The following is a 22,609-nucleotide window of genomic DNA, read 5'->3' on the forward strand; positions in this document are numbered from 1 at the left end:
CGCGCACGATCGGAACCAGCAATGTCTCGTAGCACCACGCGTACCCGCGCCGCCCGCCACGGCGCATCCCGGCTGCTCGGCGCGGCGGCCGTCGGCCTGGCCGCCGTCCTCGCGCTGACCGCCTGCGGCTCCGGCGGCCAGGCCCAGGCCGGCCCGGCGAAGGTCTCCAAGGAGGCCAAGGACACCCCGTACCAGGGGACGGTGCTCAGCAAGCACTTCGACAAGCCCGACCTGCTGCTGAACGACACCGACGGCCGGCCGTACGACCTGCGCAAGCAGACCGCGGGCCGCAGCACGCTGCTGTTCTTCGGCTACACCAGCTGCCCCGACGTCTGCCCCACCACCATGGGCGACATCGGCGTGGCCATGCAGAAGCTCTCCCCCGAGGAGCAGCAGAAGGTCGACGTGGTGTTCGTCTCCACCGACCCCCAGCGGGACACCCCCCAGGTGCTGCGCACCTGGCTCGACTCGATGGGCAAGAACTTCATAGGCCTCACCGGCGACCTCGACAAGGTCAAGGCGGCCGCGAAGCCCCTCGGCATCCTGGTCGAGGACCCGGTGGTCAACAAGGACGGCAGCGTCACCTCCACCCACGGCGCGCAGGTGCTGGCCTTCCTGCCCGACGACAAGGCGCACCTGCTCTACCTGAGCGCCACCTCGGTGCAGACCTACCAGCACGACCTGCCGCTGCTCGCCCAGGGGGTCCCGGCGTGAGCAGCCGCTCCTTCCGGACCACCGCCATCGCCGGCGCCGTGGTGGCGACCGTGCTCGGCGCGGGGACCATCCTGGTCGCCTGGGGACCGGACCACGGCGCAGCCGGCGGCGAGGCGCGGCTGAGCATCGCCGACCCGTACATCCCGCTGCCGGCCGGCGGCGCGATGGCCGCCGGCTACCTGACGGTGCGCAACGCGGGCGGCGAGGACGAGCTGGTCAAGGTGAGCAGTCCCGGGGCATCCTCGGTCACCATGCACCGTTCGACGGAGACCTCGATGGAGAGCGCCGGACCGCTGGCCGTCCCGGCCGGCGGCGCCCTGGAGCTCGCCCGGGGCGGGACGCACCTGATGATCATGGGGTGGTCGAAGCAGCCCGCCCTCGGTGACGTGATCGAACTCGACCTGACCTTCGCCAGGTCCGGCACCATCGCCGTCCGGGTGCCGGTCAAGCCGCTCACCTACCGGCCCGGCCAGCAGGACTCAGGAAACTAGGGGATTCGCCAGATGCCGAAGGCCAGCCACCGCAGGCTCACCGGACTGCTCGGGATTCTCGGCGCGCTGCTCGCGCTGATGGTCGCCGGCGCCGGGCCCGCCTCCGCCCACGCCACACTGCAGTCCACCGACCCGGCGCAGAACTCGGTGGTCGCCACCGCGCCGAGCTTCGTCACGCTGACCTTCAGCGAGAGCGTCTCGCTCTCCGGCGACTCGGTCCGCGTCCTGGACCCGGCCGGCCGGCCCGTCGACTCCGGCAACCCCGGGCACGCCGACGGCCGCGAGAACACCGCCCGGGTCGGCCTGAACAGCGGGCTCGCCGGCGGCACCTACACCGTCGCCTGGCGCGCCGTGTCGGACGACTCGCACCCGGTGGGCGGCGCCTTCACCTTCTCCATCGGCGCCCCCTCGGACACCTCGGTGTCCACCACCGCCCTGCAGCAGGCCAAGGCCGACAGCCTGGTCGCCGCCCTCTACGGCACCGGCCGCACCGTCGCGTACGGCGCCTTCGCCCTGCTGATGGGCGCCGCCGGCTTCGTCCTGCTCTGCTGGCCGGCCGGCGCGGCGGTGCGCACGGTGCAGCGGCTGCTGATGACCGGCTGGGTCGCGCTGCTGCTGTCCACCATCGCGGTCCTGCTGCTGCGCGGGCCGTACGAGCGCGGCTCGGGCCTCGGGCAGGCCTTCGACCTCTCGCTGGTGCGCACCACCCTGGACGAGCGGATCGGCACCGCGCTGGCCGCCCGGCTGCTGCTGCTGGCCACCGCCGGCGTCTTCCTCTCCCTGCTGGTCGGCCAGCTCGGCGGCCCGGTGCCGGCGAAGGCCGACGGCGGGACGGACCCGGACACGCGCACGGCGACCGGCAGCGACACCGGCACCGACCCCGGCACCGACCCCGGCACCGGCCCCGGCACCGGCCCCGACGAGGACGCCGACGAGGACGCCGACGAGGACGAGCTGCGCCGGCTGGAGGAGCGGGCCGCCGACCGGCCGCAACGCGAGGCCCGGATCGGTCTCGGGGTGGCCGGGCTGCTGCTGGCGGTCGCACTCTCCGCCACCTGGGTCGGCGCCGACCACGCCTCGGTGGGCATCCAGGTCTGGCTGGCCCTGCCCTTCGGCATCCTGCACCTGATCGCGATGGCCCTGTGGCTGGGCGGCCTGGCCACCCTGCTGGTCGGGCTGCGGCACGGCCTCGGCGCGGAGACCGCCGACCGCTTCTCGAAGATCGCCTTCGGCTCGGTGGCGGCGCTCACCGTGACCGGGATCTACCAGTCCTGGCGCGGGCTGGGCAGCTGGGGCGCCCTGGTCGACACCGAGTACGGCCGGCTGCTGCTGATCAAGGTCGGCTGCGTGGCCGCGATGCTCGGGGTGGCCTGGATCTCACGCTCCTGGGTGGCCCGGCTCCGGACCGCCGGCGCCGAGCCGGCCGCCGTGGCAGCAGCGGCGGCAGCGGCGGAGCAGGAGGCCACCGGCGTCGCCGGCGCGGCCGAGCAGCGGGACAGCAGCGAGGAACGGGACGCGAGGATCGAGCGGCCCGCCGAGGAGCTGGTCACGGCCGGCACCGGGTCGAACGGCGCGACCGGGCCGGTGGACCCCGCCCGGCAGGCCCAGCTGGATCGCCAGCGGGCCGCCCGCAGGAACGCCGGCCGGGAGCGCGACTTCACCCCGGCCAAGGCCGGGCTGCGCCGCTCGGTGCTGGTCGAGGCCGGGGTGGCGGTCGCCGTCCTGGTGGTCACCACCATGCTCACCAACTCCCCGCCCGGCCGGGTCGCCCAGGCCGTCGCGGCGAGCGCCGACCGGCCCGCCGCGTCCGCCCCGGCGGGCGGCGCCGCCGGTGGCGCGCAGGCGCCGCAGACCGTGCCCGGGCAGACCATGGAGCTGAAGCTGCCCTACGACACCGGCGGCCGCACCGCCAACGCCAAGGGCACCGCCACCGTCACCCTCAACCCGGCCAGGGCCGGGGCCAACGAGGTGCACCTCAAGCTGGACGGCCCGGACGGGCAGCCGGTCGAGGTGCCCGAGGTGCAGCTCGCCTTCACCCTGCCGGACCGCGACCTCGGCCCCCTGCCGGTCGCCCTCACGACGGAGGGCACCGGACGCTGGACGGGCACCGCGCAGCTGCCGCTGGCCGGGAACTGGGTGGTGTCGGTGGTGGTCCGCTCCTCGGACATCGACCAGGCCACCGAGACCAAGTCCCTGAAGATCGGCTGAGCACGATGAACAGCACGACCGGGCCCGAGGCGGGCGCCGCCGCGGGCTTCTCCCGGCGCACCCTGCTGGGCGGGGCCGGCGCCGGGCTGGTCGCCGGGGCGGCGGGCGGCGCGGTGCTCGGCCGGGCCACCGCGTCCGCGTCCGCTCCCGCCGGGCAGGCGGGGAGCGGCGCGGTCGGCAGCGGGCAGGTCCCGTTCCACGGGCCCCGGCAGGCCGGCATCGTCGAGCCGCAGCAGGCCCGGGTCCACCTCGCCGCCTTCGACCTGCTGCCCGGCGCCGGCCGGCCGGAGCTGCGGGCGCTGCTCCGGCGCTGGTCCGGGACCTCCGCCCGGCTCGGCCGGGGCGAGCCCGCCGACGAGTACGAGAGCCGGATCGCCGCCGACGCCGGCCCCTGCTCGCTGACCGTCACCTTCGGGTTCGGCTCGACCCTCTTCGACAAGGCCGGCCTGGCCGATCAGCGGCCGCGGGCGCTCGACCCGCTGCCGGACTTCCCCGAGGACGCGATCGACCGGGCCCGCAGCGACGGCGACCTCTGGGTGCAGATCGGCGCCGACGACGCCCTGGTGGCCTTCAACGCGCTGCGGGTGCTCCAGCGGCAGGCCGCCGGCACCGCCGCGCAGCGCTGGCAGATGGCCGGCTTCGGCCGCACCCCCGGCGCCACCGCCCGCCCGACGACCGGCCGCAACCTGATGGGCCAGGTCGACGGCACCAACAACCCGCGGCCGCAGGACCCTGACTTCGCCACGAGGATCTTCTGCGGCGCCGACGAGCCCGGCTGGCTGACCGGCGGCTCGTACGTGGTGCTGCGGCGGATCCGGATGCTGCTGGACAACTGGGAGAACCTGCCCGAGGACCGGCAGGAGCGAGTGATCGGCCGGCGCAAGTCGGACGGCGCCCCGCTCTCCGGCGGCGGCGAGCGCACCCCCGTCGACCTGGCCGCGCAGAACGCCGACGGCACCCTGGCGGTGCCGGCCGACGCCCATGTCCGGGTGGCCGCACCGGCGTCCAACGGCGGGGCCGCGATGCTGCGCCGGGGCTTCTCCTTCCACGACGGGACGCTGCCGGACGGCTCCCCGGACGCCGGGCTGCTCTTCCTGGCGTTCCAGGCCGACCCCGGGCGCGGGTTCGTCCCGGTGCAGCGCAAGCTGGCCCGCGGGGACAGCCTGTCCCGCTTCCTGCGGCACGAGGCGAGCGGCCTGTACGCGGTGCCGCCGGGCGCGCCGGAGGGCGGCTACGTGGGCCAGGCCCTGCTGGAGGGCTGACCGGGCCGGTCCCGGCCGCGCCGTCCTGGATCCGGGGCGGCGGGACGCCGGGACGACCCGGGCGCCGCGCGGGCCGGAGGGTTCGCATGCCCATCATGCGGATGCTTCGTTGCCCCGCCCGGGGAGTGACTAAGGTGGCAAGCCTGGTACCGCTCTGCAACACCTGCGCACAGACCGCTGCGCGGCACCCTTTCTCGTACGGAGGCGGCAATGTCGGCCACCCGCTACACCTACCTCGGGCCCGAGGGCACCTTCACCGAAGCGGCTCTGCGAACCCTGCCCGAGGCGGGGACCCGGGAGCTGGTGCCGCTGACCTCGGTGCCCGCGGTGCTGGACGCGGTGCGCGAGGGGCAGGCGTCGGGGGCGTTCGTGCCGATCGAGAACTCCGTCGAGGGCGCCGTCACCGCGACCAGCGACGAACTGGCCTCGGGCACACCGCTGATGATCTACCGCGAGGTGCTGCTGCCGATCTCCTTCGCACTGCTGGTGCGGCCCGGGACGACGCTGGACGACATCAAGACCGTCACCAGCCACCCGGTGGCCCAGCCGCAGGTGCGCAAATGGATCGCCGCCAACCTGCCGGACGCCCGCTGGGAGTCGGCCGCCTCCAACGCCGACGGTGCCCGGCTGGTCCAGGAGGGCCGCTTCGACGGGGCCTTCGCCGGCGAGTTCGCCGCGGCGCTGTACGGCCTGGAGCCGCTGGTCAAGGAGATCCACGACGCCGAGAACGCGACCACCCGGTTCGTCCTGGTCGGTCCGCCCGGCCGGGTCTCCTCGCCCACCGGCCTGGACAAGACCTCGATGGTGGCCTGGCTGCCGGACGACCACCCGGGTGCGCTGCTGGAGCTGCTGCAGGAGTTCGCGGTGCGCGGGGTCAACCTGATGCGGATCGAGTCGCGCCCCACCGGCGAAGGGCTCGGCAACTACTGCTTCCTGATCGACTGCGAGGGGCACCTGGCGGAGCGCCGGGTCAGCGAGGCCCTGATGGGGCTGAAGCGGATCTGCCCGCAGGTGCGCTTCCTCGGCTCCTACCCGCGCGCGGACCGGCAGCCCTCCACGTACCAGCGGCCGGGCACCACCGACAGCGACTTCACGCGGGCGGCGGACTGGCTGTCGCGCTGCCTCGACGGGCGCGGCGAGGTCTGAGGGCGGGCCTGCCCGGGCCGCGCGGCCCCGGGGCCTTCCGCCGCCCGGCTGCCGGTCCGCCGGTCCGCCGCTCTGCCGGTCCGCCTCGGCGCCGCCTCGGCGCCGGGTCGGCGCCGAGGCGGCGCCGAGGCGGGTCGGTCCGGTCCGGGTGTCATCGGCGGATCATTTGTGATTGATGACGACCGAATTCGGCCTTTTTCGACACGCGGGTGAGTTCACCCGTCCGGTGGCCGCGGCCGCCGGACGGCTCGGAGGGGTGGGAGGGCCTCCGCCCGCGAAGGCCCTCCCGGCCGGTCGGGGAGCGTCGTCCACAGGTGCTCCCGGCGGCGGTGGCCGTCCACAGCTATCCACAGGCGGCCCGTGGTATCCACAGCCCGGAGTTATCCACAGGTCCGGGCGTTAGTCGACATAACGGTATAGCCACTAGCAGTACCGGTCAGATCATCGGTTAGCGCCGCAGAGTTGACTAATCGGACCGGAGTCACCCTTGTACCATCAAATCACCCGTCCGAGCGGACCAATTCCCTCGCCCGAGAAGGTTGATTGAGGTTTGAAACCTCAATTCCTCAGTGGATCTCGGGATGAACCTTGAGTTCTCCACGATCCACAGGAGCTCGCCGCCGCCTGTGGATAAGCGCCCTTCCGGGCGTCGTCCACCGGAGTTATCCACAGGATCGGGGCGGTTATCCCCAGCCCGGATCAACAGGCCCGCAGGGCCCGGACCGCACTCCCACAACCCCTCCCCGGCCCTGCGACCTGCGACCCGGCCGGCGGCCCGGCGTATGGTGACAGAGAACCGGACAGAAAGCGACATATCCGGATGACCGACCACAGCCCGGTGCCGGTCCGGCGAAAGCCGTGAATCCGCCGGACGAAACGACCCGGCGTCGGAGCGCCTCCGCTCCGGCGGCGCCCTCCCGGCCGCGATCGGCCGCCGGCCACGCCCCGGCAGCCGGGCGACCGCCACCCCGGGCGGTAAACCGGTACCGATGCCCCGGCCCCGTCCCGGTAGGCTTGGCCCCGTGATTGACCTTCGCCTGCTTCGTGAGGACCCAGACCGAGTGCGCGCCTCGCAGCGCGCCCGTGGCGAGGACGTCGACCTGGTCGACGCCCTTCTCTCCGCCGACGAGCGGCGGCGGTCCTCCGGCACCCGCTTCGACGAACTGCGCAACGAGCAGAGGACGCTCGGCAAGCAGGTCGCCAAGGCCCAGGGCGAGGAGAAGACCGCCCTGCTCCAGCGCACCAAGGCCCTGTCCGAAGAGGTCAAGGCCGCCGACGCCGAGCAGAACGCCGCCAAGGAGGAGGCCGACGGCCTCGTCCGCCGGCTGGCGAACCTGATCGACCCGGCCGCGCCGATCGGCGGCGAGGAGGACTTCGTCACCCTGGAGGAGATCGGCACCCCGCGCGACTTCGCGGCCGAGGGCTTCGAGCCCAAGGACCACGTCGAGCTGGGCCAGATCCTCGGCGCCATCGACACCGAGCGCGGCGCCAAGGTGGCCGGCTCGCGCTCCTACTACCTGACCGGCGTCGGCGCGCTGCTGGAGCTCGCCCTGGTCAACATGGCGATCGCGCAGGCCGTCGCGGCCGGCTTCACCCCGATGATCACCCCGGCCCTGGTCCGCCCGGCCGCCATGGACGGCACCGGCTTCCTCGGCCAGGCCGCCGAGAACGTGTACTACCTGGAGGACGACGAGCGCTACCTCGTCGGCACCAGCGAGGTCCCGCTCGCGGCGTACCACATGGACGAGATCATCGACGCGGAGAAGCTTCCGCTGCGCTACGCCGGCTACTCCTCCTGCTTCCGCCGCGAGGCCGGTACGTACGGCAAGGACACCCGCGGCATCATCCGGGTGCACCAGTTCGAGAAGGTGGAGATGTTCGTCTTCACCACCCCGGAGGAGGCGGAGGCCGAGCACCGCCGCCTGCTCCAGTGGGAGAAGGACTTCCTCAACGCGCTCGACCTGCCGTACCGGGTGATCGACCTCGCCTCCGGCGACCTCGGCTCCTCGGCCGCGCGCAAGTTCGACATCGAGGCCTGGGTCCCGACCCAGGGCAAGTACCGCGAGGTCACCTCCACTTCGAACTGCACCGAGTACCAGGCCCGCCGGCTCTCCATCCGGGTGCGCGAGGAGGGCAACAAGGTCCGCCCGCTGGCCACCCTGAACGGCACCCTGGTCGCCGTCCCGCGGGTCATCGTGGCGATCCTGGAGAACCACCAGCAGGCCGACGGCTCGGTGGTGGTCCCGGAGGCGCTGCGGCCGTACCTCGGCGGGCGCACGGTGCTGGAACCCGTCAAGTAGCCGGACCGCCGCGCGGACCTGCCGCGCGGCCCCCGCACGCACGCAACTCCCGGGAGACGCAAGGCCCATGAGCACCGCAAGCGCCGACTCCGTCTCCCCCGGTGGCGACCTGCCCTACCGGCTGGTCGCCACCGACCTCGACGGCACCCTGCTGAACACCGCCGAGACCGTCTCCGCGCGCAACCGCGCCGCGCTGGCCGCCGTGACCGCCGCCGGGGCCTCGCACATCATCGTCACCGGCCGCTCGGCCGGCTGGGCCCGCCCGGTCTTCGACGAGATCGGCTACACCGGCATAGCGGTCTGCGGGCAGGGCGCCCAGGTCTACGACGCCGGCGCGCACCAGCTGCTCACCTCGCTGACCCTGGACCGCCGGCTCGCCGCCCTCGCGATCGGGAAGATCGAGGCCGAGACCGGCACGCTCGCCGTCGCCGCCAACCAGGACGGCCTGGACGGTCAGGTGCTGGCGGGCCCCGGGTACGCGCTGCTGATCGGCGCCGACCTGCCGATGGTCGACGTGACCACCGACGAACTGCTGAGCACCCCGGTCAGCAAGCTCTACATCCAGCACCCGACCCTCACCGACGACGGCCTCGCCGAGATCGCCCGCCAGGTGGCCGGCGACCTGGTCGGCGTCGTGATGGCCGGCCCCGGCATCGTGGAGCTGCTCCCGCTGGGGCTGAGCAAGGCCACCGGCCTCGCCGTGGCGGCCCGCCGCCTGGGCCTGCGCGCGGCCGACACCATCGCCTTCGGCGACATGCCCAACGACATCCCGATGTTCGGCTGGGCCGCGCACGGCGTGGCGATGGCCAACGCCCACCAGCAGCTGCTGGCCGTGGCCGACGAGGTCACCGTGAGCAACGACGAGGACGGCGTGGCCGTCGTCCTGGAGCGGCTGTTCCTCGGCGCCTGACGGCGCCGGCCCGACGGTCGGGACCTGACGGGACCCGGCCGACGCCCGGCCGGGACCGGCCCCGGCCGCCCTCCCGACGCCCCCGCAGTGCCCGGCCCGATGCCCCTGCCGACACCCCTTCCGGTGGTCTGACCGGGCCTTCGCGCCGGCCGGAGCAGGGCCTGCGAACGTGATCGTCGCCACCCGGATGCCGTTCTCCCAGGAAGAGTTTGTATGCTCCGCTGAAGCTCCAGGCCCAGGCCGGAGCTCTGTAGGAGGTACCACCGAGAGCACCACCGGTGCGCTCGGCAGCTCCTGCGATCCTCGTCCGTGCAACCTGGGGGCGTTCTCGATCGTCTCTTTGGGTGTGGTGCTCCTTTGCACACGGCGCTCTTCGGGTGCGGTGCTCCCAGGGGCAGTGCGAGGTGCTGCTTCCGCCGGTGAAAGGTACGCGCATGTCAGGCCAGTGGGACGAGAGCCCCTACGGGGGCGACGGGCAGTGGCGTGACGACACGACGGACGGTGCCGTGCGCACCACTCCGGCCGGCGCGGGCGTACCCGCCCCGAGAACCGGGGGCCGGGCCGAGGCGCGGCGGGCGGCGCAGGGGCGCGGCGGCCGCGGCGGGTCCGGCGGGGGCCGGGCGGCGGGCAGCGGACGCGGCAAGAAGCCGCAGCGCAGCAAGAAGAAGTACATCGCCTGGACGGCGGCCGGCGCGATGGTGCTGATAGTCGCCGCGGGCGGCGCGCTGTATCTGAAGATCAACGGCAACATCAAGACCTTCGACTCCGACGCGATCAGCGCCGACCGCCCGCCCGAGACCCAGGCCGACGCCAACGGCAACAAGCCGGTCAACGTGCTGCTGATCGGCTCCGACAGCCGCAGCGGCAACAACAGCGACCTCGGCGGCGGTGACGAGGGCGGGGCCCGCTCCGACACCACGATCCTGTTGCACGTCTACGCCGACCACAAGCACGCCGTCGGCATCTCCATCCCCCGCGACGCCCTGGTCACCGTTCCGTCCTGCAAGCTCCCGAACGGGAAATGGACCAAGGAACTGACCAACCAGATGTTCAACTCGGCCTTCTCGGTGGGCAACTCCGAGGAGGGCAACCCGGCCTGCACCCAGAACACCGTGGAGAAGCTCACCGGCATCCGGGTGGACCACACCATCGAGGTCAACTTCGAGGGTTTCGCGGCGATGACCGCCGCGGTGAACGGCGTCGACGTCTGCCTGCCGAACGCCATCTACGAGAACGACCTGAACGAGAAGCTGCCCAAGAAGGGCGCCGAGGTCTTCAAGAAGGGCCCGCAGACCGTGCAGGGCAAGCAGGCGCTGGACTACGTGCGACTGCGGCACGGCATCGGCGACGGCTCCGACGTCGGCCGGATGAAGCGCCAGCAGGCCTTCATGGGCTCGCTCATCTCCAAGGTGAAGAAGCAGGGCCTCAGCCCCACCACGCTGCTGCCGCTGGCCGACGCGGCCACCAAGTCGATGACCGTCGACCCGGAGCTCAGCAGCGCGGACAAGCTGCTCTCCTTCGCCCTGTCGATGAAGAACATCGACATGCACGACCTGAAGTTCATCACCACCCCCTGGGCCTTCAGCACCGCCCACGAGGGCCGGATCGACCTGGTCCACCCCGCGGTGGACAACCTGTGGGCGACGCTGAAGGCGGACCGCACCATCGACGGCCAGGACGCCACCGGCCAGCAGCCGGACGCGGCGGCGACCCCCGCCGCGCCGGCGAGCGCCGCGGCGCCCGCCCCGGCCGCGCCCGCCCCGGCCGCCGACACCGACGGCACCGGGATCAAGGTCGCCGTCTACAACGGCACCACGGCGACCGGCATGGCCGGCAAGGCGAGCGAGACCCTCAAGGGCGCGAAGTTCACCGTCACCAAGGTCGCCACCGCCTCCTCCACCACCCACGCCACCACCGTGGTGGAGTACGGCCCCGGCATGAAGGCCAAGGCGGACAAGGTCGCCGCCCTGTTCCCGGGTGCCACCACCGTGACCACCAGCGCCCCGGGCATCAGCCTCGTCCTCGGCAAGGACTACGCGGCCGCCAACGCCACCGCCGTCACGCCGGGCACCGCCGCGACCCCGGCCGATCCGCCGCCGCTGCCCACCAGCGTCACCGCGGAGGCCCGCTCGGCCGACGACGACATCTGCGCCAACACCACCTACGGCGCCGGCGGCTGATCCCGGCCCCGCGCGGAAACGGGTGTGCCCGCCGGTCGGGACCGGCGGGCACACCCGTTCTCGTGGAACCGGCAGGGCTAGAGGGCCGCGCGGACCCAGCTGTCGACCAGGGCGGTGAGGTCCTGGTCGGCGGCGGAGTGCTCCACCACGTGCGTGCGGATGACGTCGCCACCACCGTGGCCGAAGATGCCGCCGCGCTTGTCGGCCTCCAGCACGACCTCCACCCGGTGCGGGTCGGCGAGGAAGGTCACCTCGACCGAGTTGCAGGCGTGCGCGTACTGCGGCGCGGCCGAGAACTCGATCTCCTGGTAGAACGGCAGGCTCTGGCCGGTACCGCGGATGTGGCCGGCCTCCAGGTCCGCGGAGCGGAAGCGGAACCCGAGCGCCAGGAAGGCGTCCAGCAGCCGGCGCTGCACGGGCAGCGGCTCGACGTCCAGCGGGTCGGAGTCGCCCTTGTCGAGGGCGCCGCTGATGTCCACCTCGGTGCGCACGCCGAGCGCCATGCCGGACAGCCGCTGCCCGGCGATGGTGGTCACCGGGGTCTCGTACGGCACCGGGAAGGCGAACGGGATGCTGCGGTTCTCGCCGGGGGCGAGGTGCAGCGGCGGGGTGACGGAGAACCGGGCGAAGGACCGGAGGCCGGTGCTCTCGCCCTCCTCGTGCTCGATCTCCACCCGGGCGACCAGGGTCAGCGTGATGCCGGCGATGTCCGCCGCGACGGTGCCGCCGGTCAGGTTGACCTGCCCCTGGAGCAACCCGCCGGGCAGCACCACGGGGGTGGACAGGACGGTGTCGACGCCGGGGCCGCCGACGCCGAGGGCGCCGAGGAGCTTCTTGAACACCATGCGGGTGCTCTCCTTGGATGTCGGATCCGCACGGGTGCGGGCTGGTACGGGTACGGGCTTGGTACGGGTGCGGGTTCGGGCTCGGTACGGGGTACCGGCCCGCGGGTACGGGGCCGCGCCCGCGGGACTTGCGGGTACGGGCCCGCTCGCGGGGCCGATCGGAGGAACGCCACACGGTACCGGGCGGTTCCCGGCCCCGCCCCAAATGGGTTGTAGGATGACCGGACAAGCAGTTGTAGGATGACTGCCGGAGCGGCCGCCTCCGCATCGGGGCGGGCCCGCGCCGACACCGCGACCGACCCGAGGGGATCACCGTGACCAGCGCGAACGACAGTCTGCAGGCCGCCGGCAAGCGTTCGCTGGTGGACGCCACCATCGAGCAGCTGCGCGAGCAGCTCGCCGGCGGCAGCTGGCCGGTCGGGGCCCGGATCCCCACCGAGCACGAGCTGGCCGAGCGGCTCAAGGTCGGCCGCAACACCGTCCGGGAGGCGATCCGGGTGCTGGTGCACGCCGGGATGCTGGTCACCCGGCAGGGCGAGGGCACCTTCGTACGCAGCAGCAGCGACCCGGCCTCGGTGCTGCGCGGCGTCCAGCGCTCCGGCGTCCGGGACGTGCTGGAGGTCCGCGCCGCGCTGGAGACCGAGGCGGCCCGGCTGGCCGCGCTGCGGCACACGCCCGAGGACATCGTCCGGATGCGGGCCGTCCTGGCCCGCGAGGCCGAGGTGATCGCCTCGCACCCCGAGCGGGCCGGCCGCGAGGCCACCGTCGAGCACGACCTGGAGTTCCACACCGCCGTGGTCGAGGCCGCCAACAACCCGGCGCTGACCGAGGTGTACCGCTACTTCGGCGCCTCGGTGCGCGAGTCGATGCGGACGGCCTTCGGCGACCACGAGATGCCCGAGGTGGTGGTCGCCACCCACGAGGCCCTGGTGGACGCGATCGAGAGCGGCGACCCGGACCGTGCCGAGGCCGCCTGTCGCGCCCTGCTGGACGAGCCGATCGCCGCCGTCGAGCAGCTCCTCGCCAGCATCGCCGCGCGGAAGTGACCCGTGGGGCACCGCTGCCCCCGTCCGTCTCCCGCACCCGCACCCGCACCTCGGAAAGAGCCCCGTTCCATGGCAGTCACCCGTGCCCGGCAGCCGCTGGTCACCCCCGCGCTCCCCGTCCGCAGCAGGCTCGCCCACCCGGCGCTGCTGCTCACCGGCATCCTGCTGGTCGCCCTCAACATGCGGGCCTGCCTGGCCGCGATCTCGCCGATGGTCGGCGAGGTCCAGCAGACCTTCGGCCTGTCCTCCACCGCGAGCGGACTGATCACCACCGTGCCGGTGCTGTTCCAGGGCCTCGGCGCACCGCTCACCCCCCGGCTGACCCGGCGCTTCGGCACCGAGCGGGTGGTGCTCGGCGCGGTGCTGGTGCTCGGCGCCGGCGTACTGCTGCGGGTGCTGCCGTCGATCGCCGCGCTGTACGGGGGCTGTGTGGTGATCGGGGTGGCGATCGCCGTCCTGAACGTCTCGTTGCCGGGGCTGGTCAAGCGGGAGTTCCCCACCAAGGCGGCCACCATGACGGGCGTCTACTCGACCACCATGCTGGTCGGCGCGACGCTGGCGGCCGGTGTCTCGGTGCCGCTGGAGAAGGCGCTCGGCGGCGGCTGGCAGGCCTCGCTCGGCGCCTGGTCGGTGCTGGCGCTGATCGCCGCGGTGGCCTGGCTGCCGCAGGTCCTGCGCTCCCGCCAGGAGCGGGCCGTGGTGGCCGCGGCCCCGGTCGGGCGGCCGATCGAGGGGATCTGGCGCTCCCCGCTGGCCTGGCGGATCAGCCTCTTCATGGGCATCTCCTCGCTGCTGGTCTACACCCTGGTCGCCTGGCTGCCGACGATCCTGGCCGACCACGGCATGGACCGCGGCGAGGCCGGTCTGGTCTTCGCGTTCAGCAACCTGGTCCAGGTGGCGGGCGCGTTCCTGGTGCCGCTCGCGGCCGGCCGGATGACCCGTCAGCGCGGCCTGGCGGTGGCGATGGCCGGCCTGAACGGCCTGGGCATCGCCGTCCTGCTGCTCGCCCCGGTGTCCGGCGCCTGGGTGTCGGCCGCCGTCCTCGGGATCGCCCAGGGCGGTTCGCTGGGCCTGGCACTGGCCTTCATCGTGCTGCGGACCGGCAGTGCGGCGGGCGCCGCCCAGCTCGGCGGCATGACCCAGGCGGTCGGCTACCTGGTGGCGGCGGCCGGCCCGGTCGGCGCCGGGGCCCTGCACCAGCTGACCGGCAGCTGGACGACCCCGCTGGTGCTGCTGCTGGTGCTGGCCGGCGTGGCCGCGGTGGCCGGCTGGGGCGCGGGCCGCAACCGCACGCTCTGACCGGCCGGCGTACCGGCCGCGACGCGGGCGCCGGACGCACCACCCCACCGGCCGTACGCACCTCGGGCCCGGGCATCACCGCCCGGGCCCGAGTCGTGTCGGCGGGCCGGAGCGCCTGCGGAAGCGGCGGCCGGCGCTCTCAGTCCTCGGCGGCCAGCGTCAGCCCGGCCAGCTTCACCGAGGCCAGCACCGCTGCCGCCACCGTGACCACGACCAGCAGCGGGACGGCCACGCCCAGCGCCACGTCCGCCGTGATCGCGCCCTCGCCGGCCACCGCCTCGGCCACCGACAGGCCCCACTGCTGGATGCTCAGCGTCCGGGCGCCCTTCACGAAGTTGCCGATCAGGCTCTCCCAGACCAGCGCGTACGCCAGGCCGGCCACCACGGCGTGCCGGGTGACCACGCCGAGCAGCAGGAACAGCGCGCTGTACGCGGCGCCGGCGACCAGGGTGCCGACGGTGAAGGCGAGCGCCAGATCGTCCTTCGTGCCGTACAGGATCAGCCCGGCGACGAAGGTGGGGACGGCCGCGATGACCCAGGTGGTGCCGATCGCCACGGCCAGCTTGGTGGTGATGATCAGCCGGCGGGGCAGCGGCTTGGACAGCAGGTAGACGATCGAGCCGTCGTCGATCTCGGTGGCGATCGCGCCGGTGCCGACGACCAGGCCGAGGATCGGCACCAGGGTGCCGAGCGACAGCTGTCCGAGGATCTTGACGGTCAGGTCGTGCTTGTCCCCGTCGGTGTTCGCCGCGATCACCGAGATGATCAGCAGCAGGGCGGGGACGACCAGCAGCAGGACGCCGCGCCGGCGGCCCAGCAGGCCGCGTACGGTCAGCCTGGCGACGGTCGTGTTCACGGTGATCGGCCTTCTTTCGGTGACCGGGTCGGTGCCGGGTCTGGACGGGGCGGGCGGCGCCGGGTCCGAACCGCTTCGGGAGCGGGCCGGTTCAGGAGGAGACGAGGTAGGAGAAGACGCTCTCCAGCGACTCGTCCGCCGGGGAGACGGTGTACAGCCGGATGCCGGCCTCCTGGGCGACCTTCGGCAGCAGGGTGGTGAAGCCCTGGAAGTTGATCGCCTGGACGCGCAGCGCCTTCTCCTGCCGGTCCAGCTCGATGCCGGCCGTCGAACCGTCGGCGATCAGCGCGGCGGCGAGCCTGCGGTCGTCGCTGGAGCGGACCAGGTAGCGGTGCGGGCGGTCGGTCATCAGCCGGCGGATCCGGCGGAAGTCGCCGGAGGCGGCGTGCCGGCCGGCCACCACGACCTCGATGTGCCGGGCCAACTGCTCGACCTCCTCCAGGATGTGCGAGGAGAACAGCACCGTCCGGCCGTCGGCGCCGAACCGGCGCAGCAGCTCCATCAGCTGCAGGCGCTGGCGCGGGTCCATGCCGTTGAACGGCTCGTCGAGCAGCAGCACCGCCGGCTCGTGGACCAGGGCCGAGGCCATCTTGACCCGCTGCTTCATGCCCTTGGAGTAGGTGCCGGTCTTCCGGTCCTGGGCGTACGTCATCTCCACCAGGCCGAGCGCCCGCTCGGCGGCGGCGCCCGGGTCGGCCAGGCCGTGCAGCTCGGCGTTGGCGAGGACGAACTCCCAGCCGGTGAGGAAGTCGTACATCGACTCCCGCTCCGGGACGAGCCCGATCTGCCGGTAGACCTCCTGGTTGCGCCAGATCCGGGCGCCGTCCAGGGTGACCTCGCCGGCCGAGGGCGCGAGGAAGCCGCTCATCATGTGGATGAGGGTGGACTTGCCCGCGCCGTTGGGGCCGAGCAGACCGGTGACGCCGGGGCCGATCGTCATGCTGACGTCGTTGACGGCGACCACGTTGCCGAACCAGCGGGAGACCTTGTCGATGGTGATGGTGGCCATGGCGCCCTCTCGAACAGTCGGATCGGTCAGATGCCGCGGTAGCGGCGCCGGAGCAGCCCGTACGAGCCGGCCACGATGACGGCCGCCTCCAGGGCGAACACGGTGACGCCGAGGGCGCCGGGGGCGTGCAGGTCGGCGGCGGTGCCCAGGCCGAAGAGCCGGGTGACCAGGCCCCCCACCAGCCAGCCCGGCGACAGCAGGCCGACCCAGTTCGCGGACTCCGGCGGCACCCGGCCGTCCAGGCCGCCGGCGATGCCGAGGATGACGGTCGCGATGCCCTGGCTGACCACCAGGAACCCCATGATCGCCGCGACGCCGAAGCCGCGACGCGGTGTGCTCGCCGCGATCAGCAGGCCGACCGCCGAGTACACCAGGGCGTACAGCAGGGCCGCCGCCAGCCCGTACAGGAAGTGCGCGGTGTTGTGGCCGAAGGGCATCCCGCCGAGCACCGCGCCGAGGTAGAGCAGCACCATCGGGGTGGTCATCAGCAGCAGCATCGCGACGACCATGGCGCCGAACTTGGCGCGGACGTAGTCGCCACGGGTGATCGGCCGGGAGAAGTACAGCGGGACGGTGTTGTGGCGCAGGTCCCGGGACATCAGCACCGGTGCCTGGGCGGCGACGAACAGTTCGACGACCAGCCCCAGGGCGCTCGGGTAGTTCGGGTAGTCCAGCGGCAGCTCCGCGCGGCCCTGCACGATCGCGACGGCCACGACGACCACGGCCGGCAGCGCGACCACGGCCAGCACGAGCATCGGCAGCACCTTGGACCTGCCGGAGCGGCCGAGCCCGTAGGCGGCGCGCAGGCCCTGGGTGAAGAGCGAGCGGGTGGCGTAGCCGCGGCCCAGTCGCGGGCCGGTGTAGCCGCGGTAGCCGATGTCGTGGATGACGCCGGTCTCGGCCGTCCTGGTCTCAGGAGGCAGCGACATCTGCGGTACCTCCCTCGGGTGCGTCCGCCGCCCCGGCGGCCGGCGCCGGGGCCTCGTCGGTGAAGATCTCGGCGACCCGGTGGCGGCGCTGTTCCAGCCGGACCAGGCCGAGGCCGAGGCCGGCCACCGTGTCGCGGATCGTGTCGTAGGTGCCGTCGTTCTCGATGCCGACCAGCAGCACCCGGGTACCCTCCGCGCCGACCGTCAGCCCGGCGTCGGCGAGCCGCCGGCGGACGGCGTCGCCGGCGTCGTACGAGGCGTCGTCCGGATGGTCCGTGACCTCGACCGCGAGCACCTGGGTGGCCTCGGTGAAGGACGCGGTGGAGGAGGAGCGCAGCAGCCGGCCGCCGTCGATGACCACCAGGTGGTCGCAGGTCCGCTCCAGCTCGCCCAGCAGGTGGGTGGTGACCAGGACGGAGATGCCGAAGTCGGAGTGCACCCTTCGGATCAGGGCGAGCATGTCGTCCCGGCCGACCGGGTCGAGGCCGTTGGTCGGCTCGTCCAGCAGCACCAGCCGGGGGTCGTGGACCAGCGCCTGGGCGAGCTTCACCCGCTGCTTCATGCCGGTGGAGTAGCCGCCCATCGGGCGGTACCGCTCCTCGTACAGGCCGACGTGGCGCAGCGTGTCGGCGGTCCGCTCGCGGGCGGCGGCGGCCGGCAGGCCGGCCATCCGGGCCATGTGCACCACGAACTCGGTCGCCGACACGTCCGGCGGGAGGCAGTCGTGCTCGGGCATGTAGCCGACCCGTTCACGGATCGCCGATCCCTCGGTGGCGATGTCCAGGCCGAGGACCTGGCCGGTGCCGGAGGTGGCCGGGGCCAGTCCGAGCAGGATCTTGATGAGTGTGGACTTGCCCGCGCCGTTCGCCCCGACCAGACCGACCACCCCGGGCTGCACCTCTACGGTGAGCTGGTCGAGGGCGGTGACCCGGGGGAACCTCTTGGTGAGGCCGTCCGTCTTGATGACAGTGGACACGCTCACAAGGTAGTGGCCGGAGGCCGCGCTGGACATGGGCTGGAATGACGACCCTTTGCGGTACTCCGGGATGACGGGGGCTCACCCGTCCCCTAAGGGGTGCCGTGCCGGGACCGGCCGGGACCGCCCCGGGGAGTGCGGCACTCCCCGGGGACGGCCCGGGACCGGGCGGAGGCGGACCGGGCGGAGGCGGACCGGGCGGACCGGCCCGGTCTCAGGCCAGCAGGTCGGACTGCAGCAGGACGACCTGGTGGAAGGCCTGTTCCGGCACGCCCGCCGGGTTGGACATCACGATCATGCCCACCACGTCGCCCGAGAGCAGGTAGCCGGCCCGGACGGTGTCGGGCTTGTCCTTGTCCGGGTCGCCGTTGTGCCGGAGCTGGGCCCCGACGCCGACCGTGGTGGGCAGGCCCTTGGCGTCCTTCTCCAGCTCCAGCTTGCCCTCGCCCTTGAGTTCGCTCGTCAGCCAGAGCGAGTTGGAGACGTTGGAGGCCTCCTCCCGGGAGCCGAAGCGCAGCAGCCGGATCCGGGTCTTCGTCCCGTCCGTCGCCGTCCATTCCCGGACGACGCCGGCCCGGCAGGCGTTCGTCATCAGGTCGGACTTCAGCGACTCCGGCTGGGCCAGCTCGGCCGCCAGGTCCTCGCAGGCGGCCCACCGGGCCGGAGCGGGCCCGACCGGAACGGCGGCGGGCGAAGCGGCCGACGTGCCCGAGGCGGCGGCGGTGGCCGACGGCGAGGCCGCGGGCGAGGCGCTGCCGGTGGCGGCGGCCGGGTCGGTCGCCTCGTCGGGCGCGGGGAGCACCAGGCGGCGCAGGTCCGCCTCGTGGCGCAGCTCGGCACCCGGGGCGCCCGGGGCGGGCTTCCCGGAGGGCAGCGGCGGCAGCACCAGCACCGGGAAGGTGTAGCGACCGTCCTTGGGCGTGGCCAGGCCGGGGATGTCCGTGCGGTCCGGGACGGTGACCGCGTAGGCGCTCGCCGTGCCCGCGATCACCAGGACGAACGCGGCCGCGCCGCGGCGCAGCAGTGTGCGGCGCCGGCGGCGGATGCGCTGCAGGCGCTGCTCGTCGGTCTCGGTCGGTCCGTACGGTCCGTGACCGAGGCCGGCGGCCGCCCAGACGTCCACCACCCCGGCGGCCGGCACCGGGCCGTCCTCCAGGACGATGCCCGTCGCGGGGGCGGCGCTCCCCCGGCCCGGGGCGGCGGGGACGGCACCGGCGGGGGTGCCGGCCGGGGTGGCGGGGTTCTCCGCCGCGGTGGGCGGGTTCTCCGCCGGGGCGATGCTGTCGGTCATGCTGACGCTCCAGGGCTGGCGAGCCGGTCGAGCTGCGCGGTGAAGAGGCTGACGATCTTGTCCTTGGGCAGCTGCGCCACACCCTCGACGTCCATGACGACGAGCAGGTCGCCCTCGGCGGCGGAGCACTCCAGATAGTCGATCTGGGCGCTGGGCGCGACGGGCATCAGGTAGCAGTGCGCCTCGGGGTGGCCCGGGATCTCCGGACCGGTCCGGAACAGGCCGGTGTCGCCGGTGAAGATGGCGGTGTACTCGTTCTCCTTCTGCACCTCCTGCTGGTTGAACTGGCGCAGCTTCAGGCTGACCACCAGATCACCCGCCGAGGACTTGAAGGTCCGGACCCCGGTGCCCTTGACGTGCAGTCCGTTCCAGTACTCCTTCACCCGCTCGCGCTTGTCGGCGGGCACGTCCTTGACGCCCTCGTCGACCTCGGCCGCCAGCTGTTCGGCGGTCAGCTCGGTGTCGTTGCCGTAGCTGCCGTAGTCCGGCCCGAGGGCGAACCCGGCCGGGACGGGCAGCAGCAGGTCGCGCAGCCCGCCGAAGTGGTTGCCGTTGGACTTGGCGCCGAAGGCGGTCGGGCTCGGCGCCGGGGCCGGGACGGGACCGCCGCCCTGGCCGGCGGCGGCCACGGGGGCCGGGTCGTCGTACCGGACCTCGATGATGCCGACGCCGATGACCACGCCGACCAGCGCGGCGGCCACGGTCGCGGCGGCGCCGCGCAGGACCCGGCTGCCGGTGCCGCGCGGGGCGGCCGGCGGCGCCGGGACGAGGGCGGCCTGCTCCGGCATGGGGTACGGGAGGCCGGGGGTGTCCGGGGTCAGGGGGTTCCCGGCCGGGGCCGTGGCGGCGGGGTCCGGGACCGTGGCGGCGGTGTCCGGGACCGTGGCGGCGGTGTCCGGCCCCGCGGGGGTGCCGGACAGGGCCTGCTCGGGCGGCAGGTCGGGCGTCGGGGTCCGGTCGTTCGGCGGGGTGTCGGCCGCGTCGGACGGGACCGGGCCCACGGTGGTGTCGCTCATGCCAGCCGCTCCCACTGCTTCTTGGCGAGATCCTTGAGTGCGGCGGCGTCCACCGACTGCGGTGCGAAGACCTCGATCTCCATCACCACGGTGCCGCGCCGCGCGACGGCGGAGCCGTAGTAGTACTTCTCGGTGCTCTCGGCCCAGTTCTCGGGCTCCGACTCGACCTGGTAGCCGCCGTTGACCCCGTCCGCGAACTTGGTGACGGCGGCGCCGTTCATGCTCCGGGCCTCGGCGAGGGCACGGTCCGCGTCGTCCGGGCCGTACTGGAGCAGCGTCACCCGGTACCTGGTGCCGCCCTGCTTCCAGTCGACGCCCGCCGCACGGCGGAAGCCGTCCCGGTTGAAGTCGGCGAAGGTCCGCTTGGCGTTGCCGGTGCGCTCGGCCAGCTCACCGACGGTGATCCAGCTGGGCACGTCCGGGTTGTCCCCCCAGGCTTCGGTGCCCCCCGGACGCTCCATCACCAGCTTGCGCAGGTCGCCGTCGATCGCCAGCGGCTTGGGCGCGGCCTCGGCGGCGGCCGCCGCGTCGAGCACGGCCGCCGGGTAGCTGGGCAGTGCCACCTGCAGGGGCGGCAGCGGCGTCGGCGGGCGACCCGCCTGGATCCCGTACCCGGCGCCGCCACCCAGCAGCACGCCGAGCACCAGCGCGGACGTCAGCAGCAGGACGGGACGGGGCCGGCGTACCGGGGCCGGTACCCCGGACTCGACACCGCCCGCCACCAGGACGTCCACGACGGGTGCCCCAGCGACCGGTGCGCCGGCGGAGGCGGAACCGGCGGGCGCCGAGGCCGACTCGTCGGGGAGGGCGTACGGGGCGGCGGCCGGCGATCCCGGCGCGGCCCAGGGGCTGACCGCCACCGGCGGCACGGGGGCGGCAGGTGACACGGGGGCCGCAGAGGCCTCGGTGGCCTGGGGCGCCTCAGGGGCCTCAGCGGTCACAGGTGGGGCAGGTGGGGCAGGTTCGGTCACGACAGCCGGTACGGCGGCGGGGGGAGGCGCGTCGGCCGGCGACGGCTCCACGGGCTCGGTGCTCACGAGGTGGCTCCAGAAAGGTGGAAGAAGAGGGAAGCGGGGTTCAGCCGCCGGAGGAAAGGCGGTCGAGTTGACGCTTCATCACGTCGCCGAGCACCGCCTTGTCGGGATCGCCCTTCACCTCGACGGTGATCTCGAACTCCACATCACCCTTGCTGGCGATGCCGACCATCGCGCCGGTGTAGGCCTTCTGCTCGGGCTTGAACAGGAAACCGCGAGCCCCCGGGACACCGCTGACGTCGATGCTCTCGCTCTCCGAGAAGCTCCCGCCCTTGGCGAACTCCGAGGCGTTGCCCGCACTGGAGAAGCGCATCAGCCGGATCCGGACATTCGCCTTTCCGTCGGCCGTCCGGTACGAGCGTTCCGCCGATTCCTTGTACCCGTACGACCCGAGGACGGACATGATGTTCTTCTGGTTGTCGTACTCCGCGACAAGTTCCTCGTCGGTCATCTTGAAGCCGTCGGCGGGGCCGAAGGATTCGGCGCCGTCCGGAATGGGGGCGAAGAAGTACCTCAGGTCGCCGCCGTGCGTGCTGCCGTTGACCGTGCCGTGCAGGGTGCTGCTCGGCTTGGGCGCGGGTGCGGGCGGCGCGGCGAGCGTCACCACCGGGGACGGCGAGGCCGTGGGCGACGGCGAGGCGGTCGGGGCGGCCGAGGCCGGGGCCGCCGCCGGGGACGGGACGCCCTGGGCCACCGTGGTCCGGGCGTCCGGACGGCCGACCGCCACCGTGACGGCGGCACTGGTCGCCGTGACCGCGAGAAGCGCGAACGCGGCCAGCGCCACGCCGGCGGCGCGCGGCAGCCGACGGCCGTCGGCGGACGCCTCGGCCACGGCAGGGACGTCGGCGACGTCGGTGGGTACGCCGGCCGGCCAGTCGGCAGGCGCGGTGGCGGGCTCGGCGGCGGGCGCGGCGGGCTTGGCCTGCGGGCCGGCTTCGGCTCCGGGCTCGGGCGCGGGCACGGGTGCGCGCTCGGGTGCGGGCGGCGCGGCGTCGGCCGGAGCGGCCGACGGCACGTTTTCGGGCGCGGACAAGGGGTTCCCCCAGAGCATGTGGAATGGGCCGCGTGCGGGCCCACCACAGGCCACCCCCGAGGCC

19 protein-coding genes are annotated in these 22,609 nt (G+C 73.7%); 10 read left to right on the forward strand and 9 right to left on the reverse strand.

Annotated features, from left to right (window positions below; genetic code table 11):
• Window positions 1-21 precede the first annotated feature (21 nt).
• From OG689_RS20155 to OG689_RS20190, 8 genes are all read left to right on the forward strand, one after another.
• On the forward strand, window positions 22-714 hold the full coding sequence (locus OG689_RS20155; protein WP_266322219.1) for an SCO family protein: 693 nt from the start codon (window positions 22-24) through the stop codon (window positions 712-714).
• Window positions 711-1,205: a copper chaperone PCu(A)C gene (locus OG689_RS20160; protein ID WP_266322220.1), complete on the forward strand. Its 495-nt coding sequence runs from the start codon at window positions 711-713 to the stop codon at window positions 1,203-1,205. The genes OG689_RS20155 and OG689_RS20160 overlap by 4 nt, the downstream gene beginning before the upstream one ends.
• A gap of 12 nt (window positions 1,206-1,217) precedes the next feature.
• Complete coding sequence (locus OG689_RS20165) at window positions 1,218-3,413, forward strand: FixH family protein (RefSeq protein WP_266322221.1); 2,196 nt, start codon at window positions 1,218-1,220, stop codon at window positions 3,411-3,413.
• Window positions 3,414-3,418: 5 nt separating this feature from the next.
• Window positions 3,419-4,675 (forward strand): iron uptake transporter deferrochelatase/peroxidase subunit, encoded by a 1,257-nt coding sequence (gene efeB, locus OG689_RS20170; RefSeq protein WP_266322223.1) that lies wholly within the window; start codon window positions 3,419-3,421, stop codon window positions 4,673-4,675.
• Between the two features lie 210 nt (window positions 4,676-4,885).
• Window positions 4,886-5,821 (forward strand): prephenate dehydratase, encoded by a 936-nt coding sequence (gene pheA, locus OG689_RS20175; RefSeq protein ID WP_266322225.1) that lies wholly within the window; start codon window positions 4,886-4,888, stop codon window positions 5,819-5,821.
• 1,022 nt (window positions 5,822-6,843) lie between these two features.
• Window positions 6,844-8,121 carry a serine--tRNA ligase gene (gene serS, locus OG689_RS20180; RefSeq protein ID WP_266322226.1) on the forward strand — a complete coding sequence of 426 codons (1,278 nt, stop codon included), beginning with the start codon at window positions 6,844-6,846 and terminating at the stop codon, window positions 8,119-8,121.
• Window positions 8,122-8,188: 67 nt separating this feature from the next.
• Window positions 8,189-9,031 carry an HAD family hydrolase gene (locus OG689_RS20185; RefSeq protein WP_266322228.1) on the forward strand — a complete coding sequence of 281 codons (843 nt, stop codon included), beginning with the start codon at window positions 8,189-8,191 and terminating at the stop codon, window positions 9,029-9,031.
• 434 nt (window positions 9,032-9,465) lie between these two features.
• On the forward strand, window positions 9,466-11,211 hold the full coding sequence (locus OG689_RS20190; RefSeq protein ID WP_266322230.1) for an LCP family protein: 1,746 nt from the start codon (window positions 9,466-9,468) through the stop codon (window positions 11,209-11,211).
• 77 nt (window positions 11,212-11,288) lie between these two features.
• On the opposite strand, the gene OG689_RS20195 is transcribed toward OG689_RS20190, so the two are convergent.
• Entirely contained in the window at window positions 11,289-12,056 is a 768-nt protein-coding gene (locus tag OG689_RS20195; RefSeq protein WP_266322231.1) for a sporulation protein, read from the reverse strand.
• A gap of 314 nt (window positions 12,057-12,370) precedes the next feature.
• Here OG689_RS20195 and OG689_RS20200 point away from each other — a divergent pair, with 314 nt between their 5' ends.
• Window positions 12,371-13,102: a FadR/GntR family transcriptional regulator gene (locus OG689_RS20200; RefSeq protein WP_266322232.1), complete on the forward strand. Its 732-nt coding sequence runs from the start codon at window positions 12,371-12,373 to the stop codon at window positions 13,100-13,102.
• Between the two features lie 69 nt (window positions 13,103-13,171).
• Entirely contained in the window at window positions 13,172-14,401 is a 1,230-nt protein-coding gene (locus tag OG689_RS20205; RefSeq protein ID WP_266322234.1) for an MFS transporter, read from the forward strand.
• 139 nt (window positions 14,402-14,540) lie between these two features.
• Here OG689_RS20205 and OG689_RS20210 read toward each other — a convergent pair whose 3' ends face one another.
• The 8 genes from OG689_RS20210 to OG689_RS20245 all read right to left on the reverse strand — a co-directional run bounded on the left by OG689_RS20210 (window position 14,541) and on the right by OG689_RS20245 (window position 22,545).
• Window positions 14,541-15,257, reverse strand: a complete 717-nt coding sequence (locus OG689_RS20210) for an ABC transporter permease subunit (RefSeq protein WP_266322236.1) — start codon at window positions 15,255-15,257, stop codon at window positions 14,541-14,543.
• A gap of 91 nt (window positions 15,258-15,348) precedes the next feature.
• Window positions 15,349-16,266, reverse strand: a complete 918-nt coding sequence (locus OG689_RS20215) for an ABC transporter ATP-binding protein (RefSeq protein ID WP_266322237.1) — start codon at window positions 16,264-16,266, stop codon at window positions 15,349-15,351.
• A gap of 26 nt (window positions 16,267-16,292) precedes the next feature.
• Window positions 16,293-17,195, reverse strand: coding sequence for an ABC transporter permease (locus tag OG689_RS20220; protein ID WP_266322238.1), 903 nt, complete (start codon window positions 17,193-17,195; stop codon window positions 16,293-16,295).
• Entirely contained in the window at window positions 17,179-18,207 is a 1,029-nt protein-coding gene (locus OG689_RS20225; protein ID WP_266322239.1) for an ABC transporter ATP-binding protein, read from the reverse strand. Before OG689_RS20225 ends, OG689_RS20220 begins: the two co-directional genes overlap by 17 nt.
• 178 nt (window positions 18,208-18,385) lie before the next feature.
• Window positions 18,386-19,462: a hypothetical protein gene (locus tag OG689_RS20230; protein WP_266322241.1), complete on the reverse strand. Its 1,077-nt coding sequence runs from the start codon at window positions 19,460-19,462 to the stop codon at window positions 18,386-18,388.
• Window positions 19,459-20,478: a hypothetical protein gene (locus OG689_RS20235; protein ID WP_266322243.1), complete on the reverse strand. Its 1,020-nt coding sequence runs from the start codon at window positions 20,476-20,478 to the stop codon at window positions 19,459-19,461. Before OG689_RS20235 ends, OG689_RS20230 begins: the two co-directional genes overlap by 4 nt.
• The gene (locus OG689_RS20240; RefSeq protein ID WP_266322245.1) at window positions 20,475-21,338 is read right to left on the reverse strand and encodes a hypothetical protein; all 864 of its coding nucleotides are present in this window, start codon (window positions 21,336-21,338) and stop codon (window positions 20,475-20,477) included. Before OG689_RS20240 ends, OG689_RS20235 begins: the two co-directional genes overlap by 4 nt.
• A gap of 217 nt (window positions 21,339-21,555) precedes the next feature.
• Window positions 21,556-22,545 (reverse strand): hypothetical protein, encoded by a 990-nt coding sequence (locus OG689_RS20245; protein WP_266322246.1) that lies wholly within the window; start codon window positions 22,543-22,545, stop codon window positions 21,556-21,558.
• Window positions 22,546-22,609: the final 64 nt, after the last annotated feature.

Origin of the sequence: Kitasatospora sp. NBC_00240, assembly GCF_026342405.1 — a bacterium.
GTDB lineage: Bacteria > Actinomycetota > Actinomycetes > Streptomycetales > Streptomycetaceae > Kitasatospora.